Here is a 16436-nt window from a genome sequence, read left to right as displayed (position 1 = left end):
CGTTATGGATTCTGTCGATCCGCCGGATCCCACTTCGGCGACGACCGCCGACGGTTTCGTCACCGCCCTCGCCCGCTTCCGGGTCTGGTCGGGCAACCCGTCCCTCCGAAAACTCCAGCAGCACGCCGAGCGACCCGAGGCGCTGCCGCCGACGACCGTCTCCTGGATCCTGAGCGGCAAAGGCCTGCCCAGGCTCCCGCGCTGGGAGTTCGTCGCCGCCTTCGTCACCGCCTGCCTGCGCTACAGCGGTACGCCGCAGACGCCGTGGGGCGAGGTCGAACGCTGGCGGCAGGCCTGGCGGACACTGGCGCGCGGACAGGCCGCCACCGTCGCCCCTACCGTGCCCGCACAGCTACCGGCGCCGTATCGCCACTTCACCGGCCGGGAGACGGAGCTGAACCTGCTCGACACGGCGTACCGGACGGCCGGGGGCATCGTGGCGATCGTCGGGCCGGGCGGCGTCGGCAAGACGGCCCTCGCCGCGAGCTGGGCACACCAGCACAAGGATCAGTTCCCCGACGGGCAGTTGTACGCCGACCTCCGCGGCTTCCACCCCGACCGGCCGATCTCAGCCGACGTCGCGCTCACCGGCATGCTCACCGCACTCGGCGTACGCCCTTCAGCGATGCCGGACGACCTGCCCGCACGCTCGGCCTTCCTGCGTACGCTGTGCGCCGATCGCCGGCTGCTCATCATCCTCGACAACGCCCGAGACGGCGAACACGTCCGGCCGCTGCTGCCCGGCAGCGCCTCCTGCCTGGTGCTGGTCACCAGCCGGGACACGCTGGCCGGGCTGGTCGGACGCGACGGCGCCACCCGGATCCGGCTGGGCCGGCTCGCGGACGAGGCCGCCCTGCGCCTGGTGAACAACGTCATCCGGGCCGCGCACGCCGCCGGACCGGCGGTCGAAGCGCTGCGCCCCGGACCCGACAGCACCGAACTGGTCGACCTGTGCGGCGGGCTGCCCTTGGCCCTCTGCATCGCCGGCGAGCGTGCCGCCAACGGCCACGACCCGATCGCCGACGTCATCGCCGGCCTGCGCGACGAGACCCGGCGACTGGACCTCTTGTCGCCCGAGGGAGACCCGCAGTTCGCCATCCGCACGGTGATCGAATGGTCGTACCGGGACCTCGACCCCGGCGCCCGGGAACTGTTCCAGGTGCTGTCGCTGCATCCGGGCGAGAGCTGGCCGGTCGAGGCGGCCGCCGCCCTGGCGGGGGTACCGGTCGGCGAGGCGGCGTCCCGGCTGGACCTACTCGCCCGGCGGCACCTCGTCGAACACACCGGACCGCAACGCTATCGGCTGCACGATCTCGTGCACGCCTTCGCCGCGGAACGGCTGCGCTCGGCCGACGATGACGGCCTCTCACCGGCCGCCGCCCAGCGACTGTCCACGTGGTACCGGCACATGATCACGGGCATGACGGCTGCTCTCGACCCGGCCGGCTACCGGGAGCCGAGCTGGCCCGGCGACGTCTTCTCGTCCGCCAGACAGGCGCTCGCGTGGGGCCAGCAGGAGCGAGCCACCCTGCGCCGGCTCACGACCGGTGGCACCGACCCGGAACTGGTCTGCGAGCTGGCCGTGGCGCTCGGATCCTTCTACCGGGCGGCCAAGTACACCCACGACTGGATCGCGGTCAACCGGGCCGGGCTGGTCGCCGCCCGCCGATGCGGCGATCAGGCGGCGCAGGCTCGGCTGCTCACCGCGCTCGGCCACGCGCACCTGGACTTGGGCCAGCCGGCCAACGCCGCACCGTTCCTGGCGGCGGCGTTGCCGTTGCGGGCCGGGACGCAGGATCAGCGTGGGCTGGCCGTGACGCTCAACAGCCTCGCCATCGCCCATCGGCGTACCGGCCGGCTGGGTCCCGCCGCCCGCCGGCTTCGCGAGGCACTGACCATCCAGCGTGCCATCGGCGACCGCGGCGGCCAGGCCCTGACCCTGAACAACCTCGGCAACGTCGCCCGCGACCAGGGCCGATTCGTCGCCGCACTACGGCACCTCACCGAGTCGTTGACCATTGAGGACGGTCTGGCGCCCCGAGGTTCGCGGTGCATCGTGCTGTGCAGTCTCGGCGAGACCTACCACGCGATGGCGGCGTACGACCGTGCCGCCGCCCACTTCAGCCGCGGCTTGCGGCTGGCCGAAGACCTCGGTGACGAGTGGCAGCAGGCGACCCTGCTGGCCGAACTCGGCCACACCTGGTCCGCATCCGGCGAACCAGAGGCGGCCCGCGACTGCTGGCAGCGCGCCGAGCGCATCTTCGCCGCCCGCGACGATCCCCGCGCAGCCGAACTTCGAGCGCACCTCACGGGACGGAGCGTCTAGGTCGCGTACGCCGCTACTGCATGTCCAGCAGGAACGGCACACCCGGGCACGTCGGGCAGACGAAGACGCGCAGGGAGCCGTAGCGCCCCACGATCACGCCGGTCGGCTCCTGAATGGTCAGCCGATCCGGATGCTCCCAGGTGATGTGCTGCTCCTCGACCGGCCGCCAGCGGTCGTACGTGCCGCCGTCGAACTCGCTCGAGTCGATCACCAGCAGCAGGTTCGTCGGGCCTTGGCATTCGGGGCAGGGCGTCGGCAGCAGGTCGGTCAGGTTCCACTTGGCGTACCCGCCGACCTTCCAGCCGGGAGCCATCACGAGGCCCACGTAGTCGTGTTCCCAGTCGTCGAGCCGGCTCTCGATGTCGGCGGGCAGTTCCTGCGAGAACGGGTACTCGACGATCTGCTCGGGGTGCAGCCGGCACGGTTCCGGGACGTAGTCCTCGTTGTCCTCGTCCACGTCGCCGATCGGCGGCTCGGCCAGGACGTCGGTGATGTCGGCCTGCTGCCGCCAGTAGAGCCGCACGGCCGGGCCGGTCAGCCGATCCTGCGCGTGCTCGAACGGGCACCACAGCACTTGCAACAGGTCCGCGCCGCCCGGGCGGGGCAGGTCGGGGACGTCGTCAGCCCGCAGCTGCGCCACGGCGACCAACGGCGTCGCCTCCTGCTCCGTACGCGGTCCCCATCGATGGCCGACCACCGGTCCGCCGCCGCTGCTGCCGAATCCCATGAAGCCGGGGCCGACGACGCGCTCGATCTCCTTGTGCAGCTGCATTTCGCCGGGGGCCATCACGTGGGCCTGCACACGCTGTTTCTCCAGCGCACGCAACCGGTCGATCAGGTCCGATGGGATCGGCACGTCTGTCATCCCCATGTGCGGGTCGTCGCACACCGGCCAAGGTTCATCAGCAGGCCACAACAGCGGGCCGCCGATGTGGCTGTCGGCCACCCCCACCTCGCCCGGGCGAGGATGCAGCCGGGTCGCCGTCCGGCCGAGGGCACGCAGTTCGGGAAAGGCCGCCACGACGTCGACCACAGCATTGGGCGTACGCACGCTGGAAGCGTAGAACGACCGGATCGATTCCGGGTGGCCGCCCACTACTCGCCGAGGTTGGCCCGGACCTCGGCGAGCCGACCGGTCAGGAAGTCGCGCTCGACCTCGTTGTCGGTCAGGGCCAGCGCCTCGGCGTAGGCCGACATCGCTTCCGGCCAGCGTTCGAGGCGACGCAGGAAGTCCGCCCGAGCCGCACTGAGGTACGCGTACGTGGCCAGCGCCGGTTCGGCGAGCAAGGGGTCGAGCGCGGCGAGCCCAGCCGCCGGCCCGTCGCGCATCCCGATCGCGACCGCACGGTTCACCGCCACGACCGGGGCCGGCCACAGTCTCCCGAGCACGTCGTAGAGCCCGGCGATCTCGGTCCAGTCGGTCGCTCCCCAGGTCGCCGCCTCGGCGTGGACCGCCGCGATCGCCGCTTCGACGGCGTACCGGGTCGGGCGGCGGCGTAACGAGGTGGCGAGCAGGTCCGTCGCCGCCGCGATCTTCGCTTGATCCCAGCGGGAGCGATCCTGGTCCGGCAGTGCCACGAACCGGCCCTCGCTGTCGAAGCGTGTCTCCCGGCGGGCGTCGTTGAGCAGCATCAACGCCAGCAGCCCGGCGACCTCGTCGCGGTCGGGCAGCAGGTGGCTGACGAGCCGGGTCAAGCCGATGGCACGGTCGACGAGATCCTGGCGGACCAGCTGAGCGCCAATCGGCGTGGTGTGGCCGGTGGTGAACAGCAGATGCAGCACTTCGAGGACCGCGCCGAGCCGGGCCGGAAGTTCCTCCCGACCCGGTACGCGATAAGGAATGCGCGCGGTGGCGATCTTCTTCTTCGCCCGGGACACCCGGGTGGCCATCGTCGGTTCGGACACGAGGAACGCCCGGGCGACCTCGGCGGTCGACAGCCCGCAGAGCAGCCGCAGCGTCAGCGCGACCTGGGCCTCCCGCGCCAACGCCGGATGGCAGCAGGTGAAGATGAGCCGGAGCCGGTCGTCGTCGATCGCCGGGCGCTCGGGCGCGTCCTCCGGGCCGGGCACACTGTCCGGCACCACCAGCGACGGCAGTACGCGTCGCAGCGTGGTCTCGCGCCGCAGCAGATCCAGCGCCCGATTGCGGGCGACCGTGGTCAGCCAGGCGCCGGGCCGAGCCGGAATCCCGTCCTGCGCCCAGGTCCGCAACGCCTTCGCGAACGCGTCCTGCGCGCACTCCTCGGCCAGGTCCAGGTCCCGCGTCAGCCGCACCGTAGCGGCGAGCACGGCGGCCCACTCGCTACGGTGCGCCTCAGCCACGGCCTCGGCCACGGCGACCTCGACGGTCACCGGGACTCCCCAGTCGAGGCGGTCACCAGTGCCTCCAAGGCCTCAGACGACCGGACGGATCTCGACGCCGCTGTGCGAGGCGTACACCTCGGGCAGCAGCGCGGCCAGCGCGGTCGCCTCGTCGAGGTCGGCCGCCTCGATCAGGTAGTACCCGCCGAGGACCTCCTTGGTCTCCAGGAACGGGCCGTCGGTCGACGTCATGGCGCCGCTGTCGTCGGACCGCAGCGTGGTCGCGGTGGCAGAGTCGGCCAACTGCTTGCCGCCCAGCGACCGTACGCCCGCCGCCGCCTGGAACTCCTGGTGCTTCTGGTGATGCGCGGCCCACTCGTCCTGATTCATGCTGGCCCACTTCTGCTCGTCGCCGTAGATGAGCAGCAGATAGTTCGCCATGGTGTCATCCTGCCTTTCCAGCCCCGGTCGGGCCTCTCATCATGACGACGAACGGCCCTCGCCGGATTTACCGGCCCCGCCGAATTTTCTCCCGGAGCCCCGGTGCATCGACGGCTGTTGACGCAGTCGACCGACCGCCGTTATATTCGCCGAAACTTTCCGGAAGCAGTCTGAAACATCATCGTCACCTTTCCGGAACCCTCATCGGCATCGTTCGGCCTGGGAGGTCGAAGCATGAGAATGCGCAACCTGCTGCTCGCGGGGGCCGCGGTCATGGTCACCGTGCTGACCGCCGGCACCGCCACCGCGTCCGGCACCTCGTTGGACCGCACCAAACCGCCCGCGGATTCGCTGCGCGCGCTCGCCGCCGGGATCAACCTGCGGATCGGCACCGCGGTAACCCCGTTCGAGCTGGACAACCCGGCGTACGCGCAGATCACGGGCGACCAGTTCGACTCGGTGACGCCGGGCAACGAGATGAAGTGGGAGACCGTCGAGCGCGTCCAGGGTGTCTACGACTGGTCGGCCGCCGATCGGCTGGTCACCTTCGCCCAGCAGCACGGGCAGCTCGTCCGCGGCCACACCCTGGTCTGGCACAACCAGTTGCCGGGCTGGCTCACCAGCGGCGTCGCCGATGGCAGCATCGACAACGACGAGCTGCGGGCGTTGCTGCGCAAGCACGTCATCGACGAGGTGACGCACTTCAAGGGCAAGATCTGGCAGTGGGACGTGGCCAACGAGTTCTTCGCGAACTCCTGGGACGCGCACCCGCTGCCCAGCGGCATCAACGGCGACAACTTCTGGGTGTCCCACCTCGGCGAGGGCATCCTGGCCGACGTGTTCCGCTGGGCGCGCGAAGCCGACCCGAAGGCGCTGCTGGTCTACAACGACTACAACATCGGCGGCGAGGACGGCACGAACGCCAAGGCCGACGCCGTGTACGCCTGGGCCAAGAACCTGCTCGCGCAGGGCGTGCCGATCGACGTCATCGGCAACCAGGGTCACCTCGACACCCAGTACGGCTTCTCCGGTCCCCGGCTGACCGCCGCCCTGTCCCGGTACGCCAGCCTCGGCGTCAAGGTCGCGATCACCGAGGCGGACGTGCGTACCTTCGTCGACAACGCCACCGAGCAGGTGCCGACGTCGAACCTGGCCCTGTTCGCCCAGCCCTATGAGTACGTCCAGATGCTGCGGTCCTGCCTCGAGGTCAAGGAGTGCATCTCGTTCACCGTGTGGGGCTTCGGCGACGCCAACTCATGGGTGCCCGGCTGGTTCACCGGCGAGGGCTACGCCTGCATCTACGACGTCAACCTGAACCCGAAGCCGGCCTTCACCGACCTGCAGCACGAGCTGATGCTCGCGGGCAAGGGCGCGCCCCAGCGGCACGGGCGCTAAGCGTGCGGCGTCCGGCCGACCGGGTGGGCGGGCTGGCCGGACGCCGCCGATTCAGCACTACTGTGTGGGCGTGACGCGCTTGCTGATGGTCGCCTCCGGGCTGCTGTGGTACTCCTTCGAGGTCCGGCAGAGCTTCCGGAGCCGCAGCGAGGCCACCGCCGACGACCGGGGCAGCCGCCTGCTCGTCCAAGTCGCCGCCGTCGCGGGAGCGCTCGCGGGCGCCGTCGTGACGAGGTTTACGCCGGGCCAGGTGCTCGCGAACGTCCATCCCGTGGTGGCCTGGCTCGGCCTGGTCGTGCTCTGGTGCGGCGCCGGCCTGCGCATCTGGTGTTTCCGCACCCTCGGCCGCTATTTCACCTTCACGGTGCTGACGACCGACACCCAGCCGATCATCGACGTCGGCCCCTATCGGCTGCTGCGCCATCCGAGTTACACGGCCACTCTGCTGGTGCTGCTCGGCCTGGGCACGGCCTTCGCCAAAGGGTGGGGACTGCTGACCCTCGCCGCCGTCGCGATGTGCGGGCTCGCGTACCGGATCCGGGTCGAGGAACGGGCACTGGTCGCCGCGTTGGGCGACCGCTATCTGGCGTTCGCCGCACCCCGGAAGCGGATGATCCCGTTCGTCTGGTGAGGCCGACCGTCAGTTCTTGCTGATGCGCAGGGCGAGCGCCGGGCACATCGCGACCGCCTTGCGCGCCCCCGGCCGTAGCCACGCCGGCACCGCCGTGTCGGGGAACGCCGGGAAACCGTTGGCGTCCAAGCGAATCAGCTCGGGCACCACATGCGCGCACAGCCCGTGGCCGTCGCATCGGGTCCAGTCGACCGTCAACCGGCCGCCGGTAGCGTCGTCGCCGGGAATCGGCAGGATGCCCTTGACCGGCTTACCGCAGCCGTCGCCGTCGAGATGGGCGGCCAGATCCTCGGCGAAGGTCTCCAATGCGGACACCGCGAACCGGGAGGTCCCGTCGGGGTGGCTGCACGCGCCGCGACCACGAACCGCCCCGGCCGCGAGGCGTACGGTGTCGCGGGCAGCCGCTCCCCCGCCGACGGTCAGCGACGTCAGCGCGCGGGCGACGTCGGGCAGCCCCATCCGGCACGGTCCACACTGGCCGGCCGACTCGCCGGCCAGATACTGCACCACCCGGGCCGCTTCGCCGAGCGCGCAGGTGTCCGCGCTCAACGGCAGGATGATCCCCGCGCCCAGCACCCCGCCGACCGCCGCCAGGCCCTCGCGGGAGATCTGCGCCGATCGCGCCGCCCGCGCGGTGATCCACTTTCCGTGGAATCCACCGACGAGTACGCCGGGACCGGCGCGTACGCCGCACAGGTCGAGGACGTCCGCGAGCGGTGTTCCGAGCGGGACCTCGACGACGTGCGGAGTGGCCACCGCACCGCCGACGGTAAGCAGCACCGTTCCAGGTTCGGTGGCAGTGCCGAGGCGGCTGTAACCGTCCGGACCCAGGCGCGCCGCCATGGCCAGCTGCGCATAGGTCTCCGCATTCGACAACAGAGTCGGCAGCCCGCGTACGCCGGCGTCGCTGGCGCGGCTCTTGCGGCCGGGCGGGATCGGCACCTCGCCGTTGATCCCCCGGACCAGTGCGCCGCCCTCGCCGGAGATGAATCGGTGCGGGACGGTGACGACCTGGGTCGTGGTCGGCATGCTGCGTTCGGCGAGCGCGGTCAGCACCGAGCGGCTGCTGACCCCGTCGTCGGCGACGCCGATCACGATCTCGGTCGCGCGCAGGGCGTACGCCGCCAGGGCCGCACCGTCGAGGATCAGATGCGGCGCCCGGGTGAGCAGCATCTTGTCCTTCCAGCTGGCCGGCTCCCCCTCGGTGGCGTTGACCACGACGACCGTGCCCGCCCCGGTACGCCGAGCCGACGCCACCACCGCCCGCAGCTTGCGCGCGAACGGGAACGCCGCCCCGCCCCGGCCCCGCAGCTCGATCAGTTCCGCCAGGTCGGTCAGGCTGTCGAGGTGCAACGGCTGGAGGCCGCCGTGCACTTCGTTGTGCGTACGCATGTCGACGCGCTGAAGCCGGTCGAGTCCGGCGGTCAGCCGCCGAGGTCCGATGACCGCGACCTCGGGCAGTCTTCTCACGAGAGATCCTCTCCGCGCAGCACGGCCCAGTACTCGTCGTCGGAGACGGTCTCGAACGCCTTGCGGGGCCGGGCCGGAATGACGGGCGCGGCGGGCGGGCTGACCGGCGCGGCGCTGGCAGGCGGCCTCGCGGGCGGCGGGCTTTTGGGCGGCGGGCTTTTGGGGGGAGGGCTCGCGGGCGGTGAACTCGCTGGCCGCCGGACAGTCGTGAGTGGAGCGAGCCGGACGGGCTCGCGCACGGTGCGGCGCTGCACGGGCGGCGGCAGCGGGACCTCGACCGGAATGCGCGGCAGCGAACCGGTGGTCTGCGCCTTGGGCGTGGTACGCAGCCGGCGGCCCCAGCGGACGCTGAGCCGGACCGCCAGCCCGGCCCCGACGAGCAGTACGCAGACCACGTAGCTCACGGTGACCCAGGTGGCCGGCGAGCGACCGGAGGTGAGCCCGTGCACGATGGCCATCGGCCAGGCCGCGTACGCGCAACTGTGCACCGCCCGCCACACCCACGGGTGCGCGAAGTCGGCGAAGCGGCCGCGGACGGCGCCCGTCCACGCAGCGATCGCCAGCCCGTATCCGGCCAGGGTGCCGAGCCCGATCACGGCGGTGTGCCGCGACGCCAGGAACGGCAGCACGACGTCGAGGATGCCGACGTGCGCCTCCATCACCTTCACGACGACGTGGCAGAACAGGAAGGCGACGGCGGCCGTCGCGGTCGACCGGTGCGCAGCCTGCAGCAGTACGCGATGCCGCACGAGCAGCACCAGCCGATCGGTCGCGGCGAGCCCGGCCATCACCGTGATCGACAGCGCGACCAGGCAGAAGACCCCGGCGTAGAAGTCGAGGAACCGGTGGCACATGCCGAGCACGTGCTCGCCCGGCGGCGTGAAAGCGGCGGCCAGCAGCAGAACGACAGCGGCCGCCAGCGCCTTGCGGCCCGACGGCCGGCTGGGCCGGCTTCGAAGTGCGTTCGCCATTGCACCAGTCCCGTGGTGTGTGACGTGCGACCCCTCGGTCATTTGTCTTCGGCGGCACCGTCGTTGGGTCCGCCGGATCCCCAAGTGGACTATCCGGATAGGTCGTCCGGATGACTTTCTATCCCCGTTGGGAGGAGAACTCAAGAGCCTCCGCGTCGCGGCTCCGTCACACAGAGTCCGCGTTGGAGCCCCGGGCCAGCAGAATCACGCTCGCCGGGGTAAATTGTCGACCCCCAGCACCTCGATCATCTGACCTTTTGGCACCCCGAAAAGGAGCGCAATCACCGTGCATGCCACCCTTTCCGACGTCTTGCTCGCCGACGGTGCGCGCGAGCGCGTCACCGCCGACTGCCAAGCCCTGGTAGAGCAGGAACTTGCCGCCAAGTCGGGGGTCTCCGCCGGCGCGCTCAAGGTCGCCTACAAGGTCGTGACGGCGTTCGCGCCCGGCTACTACCGATCCACCGTCGACAAGCTGGTGCCCAAGATGCTGGAGCAGCTCCAGCCGTTCTGGACCGACTTCCACACGGCCGGCGGCGGCTCGTTCGGCGACTACCTGGCCAAGCGGGGCGACGAGGTGTCCGAGGCGCTGCTCGCCGTGACCGACGACCTCGCTCAGGGCTCGCCGCGGGGCGCGGTCGTCAAGGCGTACCAGGCGGTGCGGTCCGGTGCGGGCAAGCACATCGAGGCGGCGCTGCCCGCGGTCGGCGTTCTCGTCGAGAAGTACGCGGCCTGACATACGCGTGCGGGCGGCACCGGATCTCGGCACCGCCCGCACGTCTTCAGGTCAGGCTGTCCGTGCCAGGAACGCCCGCACTCGCTCGAACGCGTCCGCCGCGGCCTCCTCGTGCCCGGCCTCGCCGAAGTGGTCCTTCTCGAAGAAACCGTGCGGCTGCCCCGGATAGACCACGATCTCGTGCTCTTTGCCCGCGTCCGCGAGCGCCTTCTCGAACGCGGCCGCCACCGCCGGCGGCACCGGCTTGTCCTCCGCCCCGAACAGGCCCAGGACCGGGCAGCGTACGTCGGCGACGAAGTCGTCCGGCAACGCCGGGTCGTGCCCGATCGCCCCGTGCCACGGGCAGAACGCGATCACCCCGGCCAGCCCGAGATCCTCGGTCGCGGCGTGCAGCGCGGCGGCGCCACCCAAGCAGAACCCCAACGTGTACGCCGGACCGCTCTCGCCGAGGTGGGCCAGCGCCGCGCGTACGTCGTCGATCACATTGGACCGGCGCAGCTCGTCGACGTGCGGATCGTTGTCGAAGTCGTCGGGTCGCGCCCCCGTCCCGGCGGTACGCCCGAAGTAGTCGATGGCGATGACGGTCGCACCGGTCTCGGCGAACCGGCGGGCCAGATCGCCGACGGCCGGCCGTAGACCGCCGACGTCGGGCAGCAGGACGATCCGGGCGCCGGTCGGGTTGGCCGGCTTCGCCGTGTACGCCCCGAAAGTGCTGCCGTCGGCGCTGGTCAAGACGATCTCGTCGAGCGGCGGGACGGCTGGAGTTTCTTCATAACACACGCGCCATGTCTAGCGCGGTGCCGCTTGTGCCGCCAAAGCCGTTATCAATAGTTGATCTAGGCGGGAAATGGTCGCCCTGACCGCCACTTCTCGCCTAGATCCACTGGTGCCGCCGACGGGACCCGCCACAAGACGCACGGCCGGATGGCCGTTTCCTTCAAGACGGGCCGAGCCGGTCTGCTTACGGTGGGCGCATGAGCACTTCGCAGGTACGCCGAGCAGCCGACTTCATCTGGCTGACCGGCCGCGTACTGGATCAGCGACGGCTGGAGCACTTCCTGAGCGGAAGCGAAGGAGTCGAAGCAGCCCTGGCCGCCTACGAAACCGCTGACGGCGCGTACGCGTACGGCCTGGAACCGGACATCAAGGGCCCGCAGCCGCAGCCGCTCACGGTCATGACCGCCTTGCGGCTGCTGGACGAGATCGACGCGCTGGACCAAAAGCGGGCCGAGCCGATGATCCGCTGGCTGGGCGGGCACGTCACGGCGGACGGCGGCCTCCCGGCCCTGCTGCCCACGATGCGGGACTTTCCGCATCCGCCGTGGATCGAGCCGCCGACCGAGCCGCAGGGCGGGCTGCTGCCGACCGCCCGCATCGCCGGGCTGCTGTTCAAGCACGGTGTGACGGTGCCCTGGCTCGCCGCCGCGACGGAGTTCTGCTGGGCCGGGCTCGACGCGATGACCACCACCCATCCCTACGAGGTTCATTGTTGCGTGGTCTTCCTCGACCACGTGCCCGACCGCGTACGCGCGACGAAGGCGGCCGACCGGCTCGGCGAACTGGTCCGCGAGCAGGAGTTGTTCCAGGGGCAGCGGGTCGTCCCCGGCTATGCCGAGACCGAGTTCCATTACGCGTACGACTTCGCGCCGACGCCCGAAAGTATGGCCGCGCGCTGGTTCACCGACGCTGAGATGTCGTCCAGTCTGGACAGACTGGTTGCGGATCAACAGCCGGACGGCGGCTGGCAGATCAGCTGGCGGCGCTGGGCGCCCACCACCGAGAGCGAGGCCCGGCCCGGCGTCACGATCGAGCGGCTACACACCTTGCGGGCGTGGAACCGGCTGCCCTGACCAGCGGCGTACCTCTCGGCTCAGATGCGCCTGGTCGGCGTATCCGGCGTCGTGCGCCACGCGGGCGAGCTCGACGCCATCGGCCGCCGCCCGGCTCGCCCGCCCGAACCGCAGCACCTGCTCCAGCGTCTTGGGCCCGTAGCCGACCGCCGCGACGACCTTGCGGCGCAGGTTGCGCTCGGACACCCCCAGGTCCGCGGCCAGGCTCGGCACGGGCGGCGGCTCGGCCTGATCGAGCGCCCGCGCCGCGGCCATCACCAGCGGCTCGGGCGCGTGCCGCGCCACGCGTCCGGCCAACGTCCCCTCCAGCACGCGGGCGGCTTCCGGCGCGCGTTCCATCAGCTCCATCAGCTTGTACGCCGTACCGCCCCACAGGTCGGTCAAATCCACCTGCTCGTCCGTCAGCGCCGAGACCGGCGTACTGCCGGTGAGCAGGCGAGCCGCCCCGGGCCGGAGCCGGATGCCGGCGATCGATGTGCCAGGGGTCAGCGGCACGTCCCGGGGACGTGTGTCCGGGCCGACGACCTGCAGCCGCCCGTCCATCCAGATCAGATCGACGCAGCCGTCCGGCACGACGAGCGCGGAGACCTCGGCCGCCGCCGGTACGCGACGCACCCAGGTGCACGCGACCCATGGAGTGAGGACTCCGAGGCGGGCCGGGGTCTCGGCGTACATGCCTCGACCGTAACGCTTCGTCAGAGGTCCCGCCGCTGGAAGGCCAGCCCGGCGAGGCCGAGGATCAGCGCCACCCACACCGCCGCCCAGCCCAGGTACGCCCCGGTCAGCGGCGCCTGGCTGACCAGCGGACTGCCGAGCATCTGCGGCCCGAGCAGGGCGGGGTCCTGGAAGGCGTACATGGCGCCGTGCCACAGACCGTCGGTCGGCAGGATCATCTGCGACACCGAGCCCACCCGCGCGACGCTGTCGTTGTTCAGCGCCTGCCCGATTCCGCCGACCACGCCGGCGACCCAGGCCGAGCCGAACAGCCCGACCGCGACGATCCCCGACGCCATCGGGGAGACGGCGGTCGACAGCAGCAGCCCCAGCGTCAGCAGCGCCGTCGTCTGCGCGGCGAGCAGCAGCAGTCCGACGACCGGCTGCGGCGGCCAGTAGCCCACGGTGAACCGGACGATGAGCAGCTGGGCGAGGCCCGCCGTGATCACGAACCCGCAGCCGAACACGACCAGGCCCAGCCATTTGCCGAGCAGGACCGCGAAGCGGCGGACCGGGCGGGCGAGGACGGCCAGCGCGATGCCCGACTCGACCTCCCCGGACAGGGTCGGCCCGGCGAGGAACGCCGTGCCGAGCGCGGCGATCAGGCTCAGGCCGAACATGACCAGGTTGAGCACCACGCCGCTGGCGATCCGGGCCTCACCGCTGGTGAGCCCGCCGAATTCGGCGTCGATCCGGGAGAAGCCCCAGCCGCTCAGCGTCAACAGGATGACGGTGAGCACCGCCAGCGCCCGCAGCACCTTGCGGCGGGCCACCTCCCGCAGGGTCAGGGCGGCGACAGTCAGGACAGTGTGGACGGTCATCGCGGCTCCTCGCCGTTCCCGGTACGCAGAATGTCCAGCAGCCGCTGTTCGAGACTGATCCGGCCGAGGTCGACCGCGTGGACGCGTACGCCGAGTCCGACGAGCGCGGTCACCAGGTCCGGCACGGCCGCCGTGACGTCGGTGTCGCCCGGCAGCTCCACGGCGTAGTCGTCGGCGGTCCGCACGACACGGCCGGTCGCCGAGAGCCGCGCGTACGCCGCCTCGCTCACCTCGGTGAGCCGAAGTCGCAGTTCCCGCTGACCGAGCAGGTCGGCGAGCGTACCGGCGGCGGCGACCTTGCCGTGATCGAGGATGACCACGCGATCGCAGACCCGTTCGACCTCGCCGATGAGGTGCGAGTTGAGCAGGACGGCGACCTGCCGGGCCTTCAGCTCCAGCACGATGTCCCGGACGTCGGCACGGCCGAGGGGGTCCAGGGCGCTGGTCGGCTCGTCGAGCACCACCAGCTCAGGACGGGCCACGAGGGCCAGGGCGAGCCCGAGCCGCTGCTGCATGCCCTTGGAGAAGCCGCCGACCCGATCCTGCCGCCGATCGCCGAGGCCGACCGTGGCCAGGCAGGCGTCCTGCTCCGCCACCGGTACGCCGATCCCGGCGAGCCGGACGTGCAGCGCGACCACCTCGGCCGCGGTGAGCCAGGGTTGGTAGCGGAAGAGTTCGGGCAGGTAGCCGACGCGGGCGCGGGCCGGCGGCTCGGTCGCCGGTCGGCCCAGCAGCAGGATCTCCCCCGCGTCCGGTCGGACGAGCCCCAGCAGCGACTTGATGACCGTGGTCTTGCCCGCGCCGTTCGGTCCCAGGAGGCCGACGACCTCGCCCCGGCCGACGCTGAACGAGACACCGTCCACCGCGAGCCGACGGCGATAGCGTTTGCGCAGGCCGGAGCACCAGACGGCGGTGCCGTCGGGCGACTGGCCGACCGAGGTGGACTCGGCGGCGGACACGGTCGTCACTGCGGTCACCGCAGTCCCCGGGCCACGGCGAGCACCTCGTCGACGCTCAGCGACCCCGCCACCGCGGTGACGACGCCGTGATCGGTCCACACGACCGCCGACAGGACCCCGTCGCGTGCGGTGACGACGGTGGCCGCTATGCCCCCGACGTCCGCCGAGGAGCTGGTCATCGAGTCCGCCGAGATCGGCAGCGGCAGGGTCGTGCCGTCGCCGGCGAAGGTACGCAGCTGCGCCGCGACCTCCGGGGGCAGCAGCGACAGGGACAGCAGATAGTCCCGGGCGGTGACGAACGGGATCCCCGACGCGTACGCCGTCGGCGCGACCATCCGCGCCACGATCAGCGACGGCATCGTGCCGGACGTCGACCAGGTCGCGGCGAGCCCGGGCCCGGCGACCAGCCGGAACCGGCTGCCGTCCAGCCCGGCCGGGGCCGGTGGCGCCGACTTGCCCGCCGCTGCCAGGGTCTGCGCCGTCTTCGCGGCGGAGAAGGTGAACTCCGCGCTCGCCCGGCCGCCCGCCCGATACACCGGTACGCCGTGCACCCCCTTGGGCAGCGCGCTCACCTGCGGGATGGTCAGCCCGGTGGCCGTCTGCGCCGCAGTGGCACCGGCGACTTCGCGTACGGCGGGCTTCTCCGTCACGGTCAGCTCGCCGAACCCGGTCAGGTCCGGTAGCCGGACGAGTTCCGCCGTGGACACGCTGACCGGCGCGATCCGCTCGGTCTGGAAGACCGGCAGCCAGTCGGTCGCGCCCGCGACACCGGCTCCGGCCAGTACCGCGACGACGCCGGCGACGGCGATCACCGGGCTGCGCAGTAGGCCTTTCCTCAGATGGCGCATGACGGTTCGGCTCCTTTCGCAAAGCGGCTTCGGCCAGTGGCCGAAGCACTACCCCTAGAAGTAGCATGCATGACAGTACGATGCATAGTAGTTCTAGGTATAGTCTCACACACGGCGTGCGCTGCGTCACACGCGGAACCTTCGGCGTACAAGTCGTCTCTGGATCGGTGACATCGCAGAACCGTGAGGGGAGAGACGGCCGTGACCGAGACGTTGCCGACCGATTGGACGCGCTGGGCCAGGCGGCTTGCCGCCGGCGTGCTGGGCGTGGACGCCGCACTGCATGTCTACTGGCTGACCGGGGCGACCTGGCCCGCAGTCGACGAACGAGCGTTGTCGCTGGCGGTCCTGGGGTTTCCGGCGCCCTTCACCGCGCGGATCCTGATTCCGCTGGCGCTCGCGCTGACCGTGGCGGCCGTGGCGCTGTGGCGCGGCACCGGACGGCTGGCCCGGCTGATCGCGATGGCGGTCGCCGTGGGCACCGCCGTGCAGGTGCCACCCCGGCTCGCCTGGGCGGTCGGCCTCGGCAGTCCCACGGACGGAGCCGTCTTCCGCTGGCTCAACGTGCTGCTCTACCTGCCGCTGTGCGCACTGCTGGCGATCGTGGCGTTCCGGGTCGCCCGCGGCGGCACGCCGATGCGGATGAGAGCCTTCCGCTTGTGACCGATTCGTCGGAGCCGGCGCTGGTCCGGCGGGCCCAGGCCGGGGACACCCTGGCCATGATGGGCCTGCTGGACCAGCTCACGCCGTACGTCGGCCGGATCTGCGGGGCCATCGCGCTCGGCGGCGGGCCGGACGCCGCCCAGGAGACACTCATCGCGGTCTTCCGGGGACTGCGGGGTCTCACGCACCCGGAGGCACTGCGGGGCTGGGTCCGGGCGATCGCCGTCCGCGAAGCGGTCCGGATCGCCCGGCGCGACGGCGGCGTGCCGGCCGACCTGACCTCGGTTCCGGCCCGGGGCGATCCGCAGCTGGC

Annotated in this window: 16 protein-coding genes and 1 pseudogene; 7 read left to right on the top strand and 10 right to left on the bottom strand. The window is 71.5% G+C overall.

Features of this window, described 5'->3' with window-relative positions; all coding sequences use genetic code 11:
- Positions 1 to 4 precede the first annotated feature (4 nt).
- Positions 5 to 2326: a tetratricopeptide repeat protein gene (locus AB0M47_RS03605; RefSeq protein WP_363407751.1), complete on the top strand. Its 2322-nt coding sequence runs from the start codon at positions 5 to 7 to the stop codon at positions 2324 to 2326.
- A gap of 13 nt (positions 2327 to 2339) precedes the next feature.
- On the opposite strand, the gene AB0M47_RS03600 is transcribed toward AB0M47_RS03605, so the two are convergent.
- The 3 genes from AB0M47_RS03600 to AB0M47_RS03590 all read right to left on the bottom strand — a co-directional run bounded on the left by AB0M47_RS03600 (position 2340) and on the right by AB0M47_RS03590 (position 5068).
- Positions 2340 to 3377: a hypothetical protein gene (locus AB0M47_RS03600; protein WP_363407748.1), complete on the bottom strand. Its 1038-nt coding sequence runs from the start codon at positions 3375 to 3377 to the stop codon at positions 2340 to 2342.
- 44 nt (positions 3378 to 3421) lie between these two features.
- Entirely contained in the window at positions 3422 to 4615 is a 1194-nt protein-coding gene (locus AB0M47_RS03595) for a sigma-70 family RNA polymerase sigma factor (RefSeq protein WP_363408049.1), read from the bottom strand.
- Positions 4616 to 4720: 105 nt separating this feature from the next.
- Positions 4721 to 5068 carry a YciI family protein gene (locus AB0M47_RS03590; protein ID WP_253755738.1) on the bottom strand — a complete coding sequence of 116 codons (348 nt, stop codon included), beginning with the start codon at positions 5066 to 5068 and terminating at the stop codon, positions 4721 to 4723.
- 234 nt (positions 5069 to 5302) lie between these two features.
- On the opposite strand from AB0M47_RS03590, the gene AB0M47_RS03585 reads away from it, so the two are divergent.
- Complete coding sequence (locus AB0M47_RS03585) at positions 5303 to 6463, top strand: endo-1,4-beta-xylanase (protein ID WP_363407745.1); 1161 nt, start codon at positions 5303 to 5305, stop codon at positions 6461 to 6463.
- A 70-nt stretch (positions 6464 to 6533) separates the two neighbouring features.
- Positions 6534 to 7094: an isoprenylcysteine carboxylmethyltransferase family protein gene (locus AB0M47_RS03580; RefSeq protein WP_363407742.1), complete on the top strand. Its 561-nt coding sequence runs from the start codon at positions 6534 to 6536 to the stop codon at positions 7092 to 7094.
- 9 nt (positions 7095 to 7103) lie between these two features.
- Here AB0M47_RS03580 and AB0M47_RS03575 read toward each other — a convergent pair whose 3' ends face one another.
- Positions 7104 to 8564: an NADH-ubiquinone oxidoreductase-F iron-sulfur binding region domain-containing protein gene (locus AB0M47_RS03575; RefSeq protein ID WP_363407740.1), complete on the bottom strand. Its 1461-nt coding sequence runs from the start codon at positions 8562 to 8564 to the stop codon at positions 7104 to 7106.
- Positions 8561 to 9535, bottom strand: coding sequence for a hypothetical protein (locus AB0M47_RS03570; protein WP_363407737.1), 975 nt, complete (start codon positions 9533 to 9535; stop codon positions 8561 to 8563). Before AB0M47_RS03570 ends, AB0M47_RS03575 begins: the two co-directional genes overlap by 4 nt.
- 286 nt (positions 9536 to 9821) lie before the next feature.
- Here AB0M47_RS03570 and AB0M47_RS03565 point away from each other — a divergent pair, with 286 nt between their 5' ends.
- Complete coding sequence (locus tag AB0M47_RS03565; protein ID WP_363407734.1) at positions 9822 to 10268, top strand: hypothetical protein; 447 nt, start codon at positions 9822 to 9824, stop codon at positions 10266 to 10268.
- Positions 10269 to 10319: 51 nt separating this feature from the next.
- Here the strand turns inward: AB0M47_RS03565 and AB0M47_RS03560 are convergent, their stop codons facing one another.
- Positions 10320 to 11048, bottom strand: a complete 729-nt coding sequence (locus AB0M47_RS03560) for a dienelactone hydrolase family protein (RefSeq protein WP_363407731.1) — start codon at positions 11046 to 11048, stop codon at positions 10320 to 10322.
- Between the two features lie 194 nt (positions 11049 to 11242).
- Here AB0M47_RS03560 and AB0M47_RS03555 point away from each other — a divergent pair, with 194 nt between their 5' ends.
- Positions 11243 to 12118, top strand: coding sequence for a hypothetical protein (locus tag AB0M47_RS03555; protein WP_363407728.1), 876 nt, complete (start codon positions 11243 to 11245; stop codon positions 12116 to 12118).
- Here AB0M47_RS03555 and AB0M47_RS03550 read toward each other — a convergent pair.
- From AB0M47_RS03550 to AB0M47_RS03535, 4 genes are read right to left on the bottom strand one after another with little or no spacing between them, the layout of a single operon-like run.
- Positions 12083 to 12793 (bottom strand): AraC family transcriptional regulator, encoded by a 711-nt coding sequence (locus AB0M47_RS03550; protein WP_363407725.1) that lies wholly within the window; start codon positions 12791 to 12793, stop codon positions 12083 to 12085. The two genes, AB0M47_RS03555 and AB0M47_RS03550, sit on opposite strands and share 36 nt — an antisense overlap.
- A gap of 20 nt (positions 12794 to 12813) precedes the next feature.
- Positions 12814 to 13653: an ABC transporter permease subunit gene (locus AB0M47_RS03545; RefSeq protein WP_363407722.1), complete on the bottom strand. Its 840-nt coding sequence runs from the start codon at positions 13651 to 13653 to the stop codon at positions 12814 to 12816.
- Positions 13650 to 14621: an ABC transporter ATP-binding protein gene (locus tag AB0M47_RS03540; protein WP_363407719.1), complete on the bottom strand. Its 972-nt coding sequence runs from the start codon at positions 14619 to 14621 to the stop codon at positions 13650 to 13652. The genes AB0M47_RS03545 and AB0M47_RS03540 overlap by 4 nt, the downstream gene beginning before the upstream one ends.
- Positions 14622 to 14626: 5 nt before the next feature.
- Complete coding sequence (locus AB0M47_RS03535) at positions 14627 to 15460, bottom strand: hypothetical protein (RefSeq protein WP_363407716.1); 834 nt, start codon at positions 15458 to 15460, stop codon at positions 14627 to 14629.
- A gap of 201 nt (positions 15461 to 15661) precedes the next feature.
- Between AB0M47_RS03535 and AB0M47_RS03530 the strand changes: the two genes are divergently transcribed.
- Positions 15662 to 16123 carry a hypothetical protein gene (locus AB0M47_RS03530; protein WP_363407713.1) on the top strand — a complete coding sequence of 154 codons (462 nt, stop codon included), beginning with the start codon at positions 15662 to 15664 and terminating at the stop codon, positions 16121 to 16123.
- Positions 16120 to 16436, top strand: a pseudogene (locus AB0M47_RS03525) (RNA polymerase subunit sigma-24); the annotation flags it as partial. The gene AB0M47_RS03530 and the pseudogene AB0M47_RS03525, both read left to right, overlap by 4 nt.

The organism is Hamadaea sp. NPDC051192 (assembly GCF_040682475.1).
Lineage (GTDB): Bacteria > Actinomycetota > Actinomycetes > Mycobacteriales > Micromonosporaceae > Hamadaea > Hamadaea flava.
This window is presented reverse-complemented; position numbering and strand designations above follow the sequence as displayed.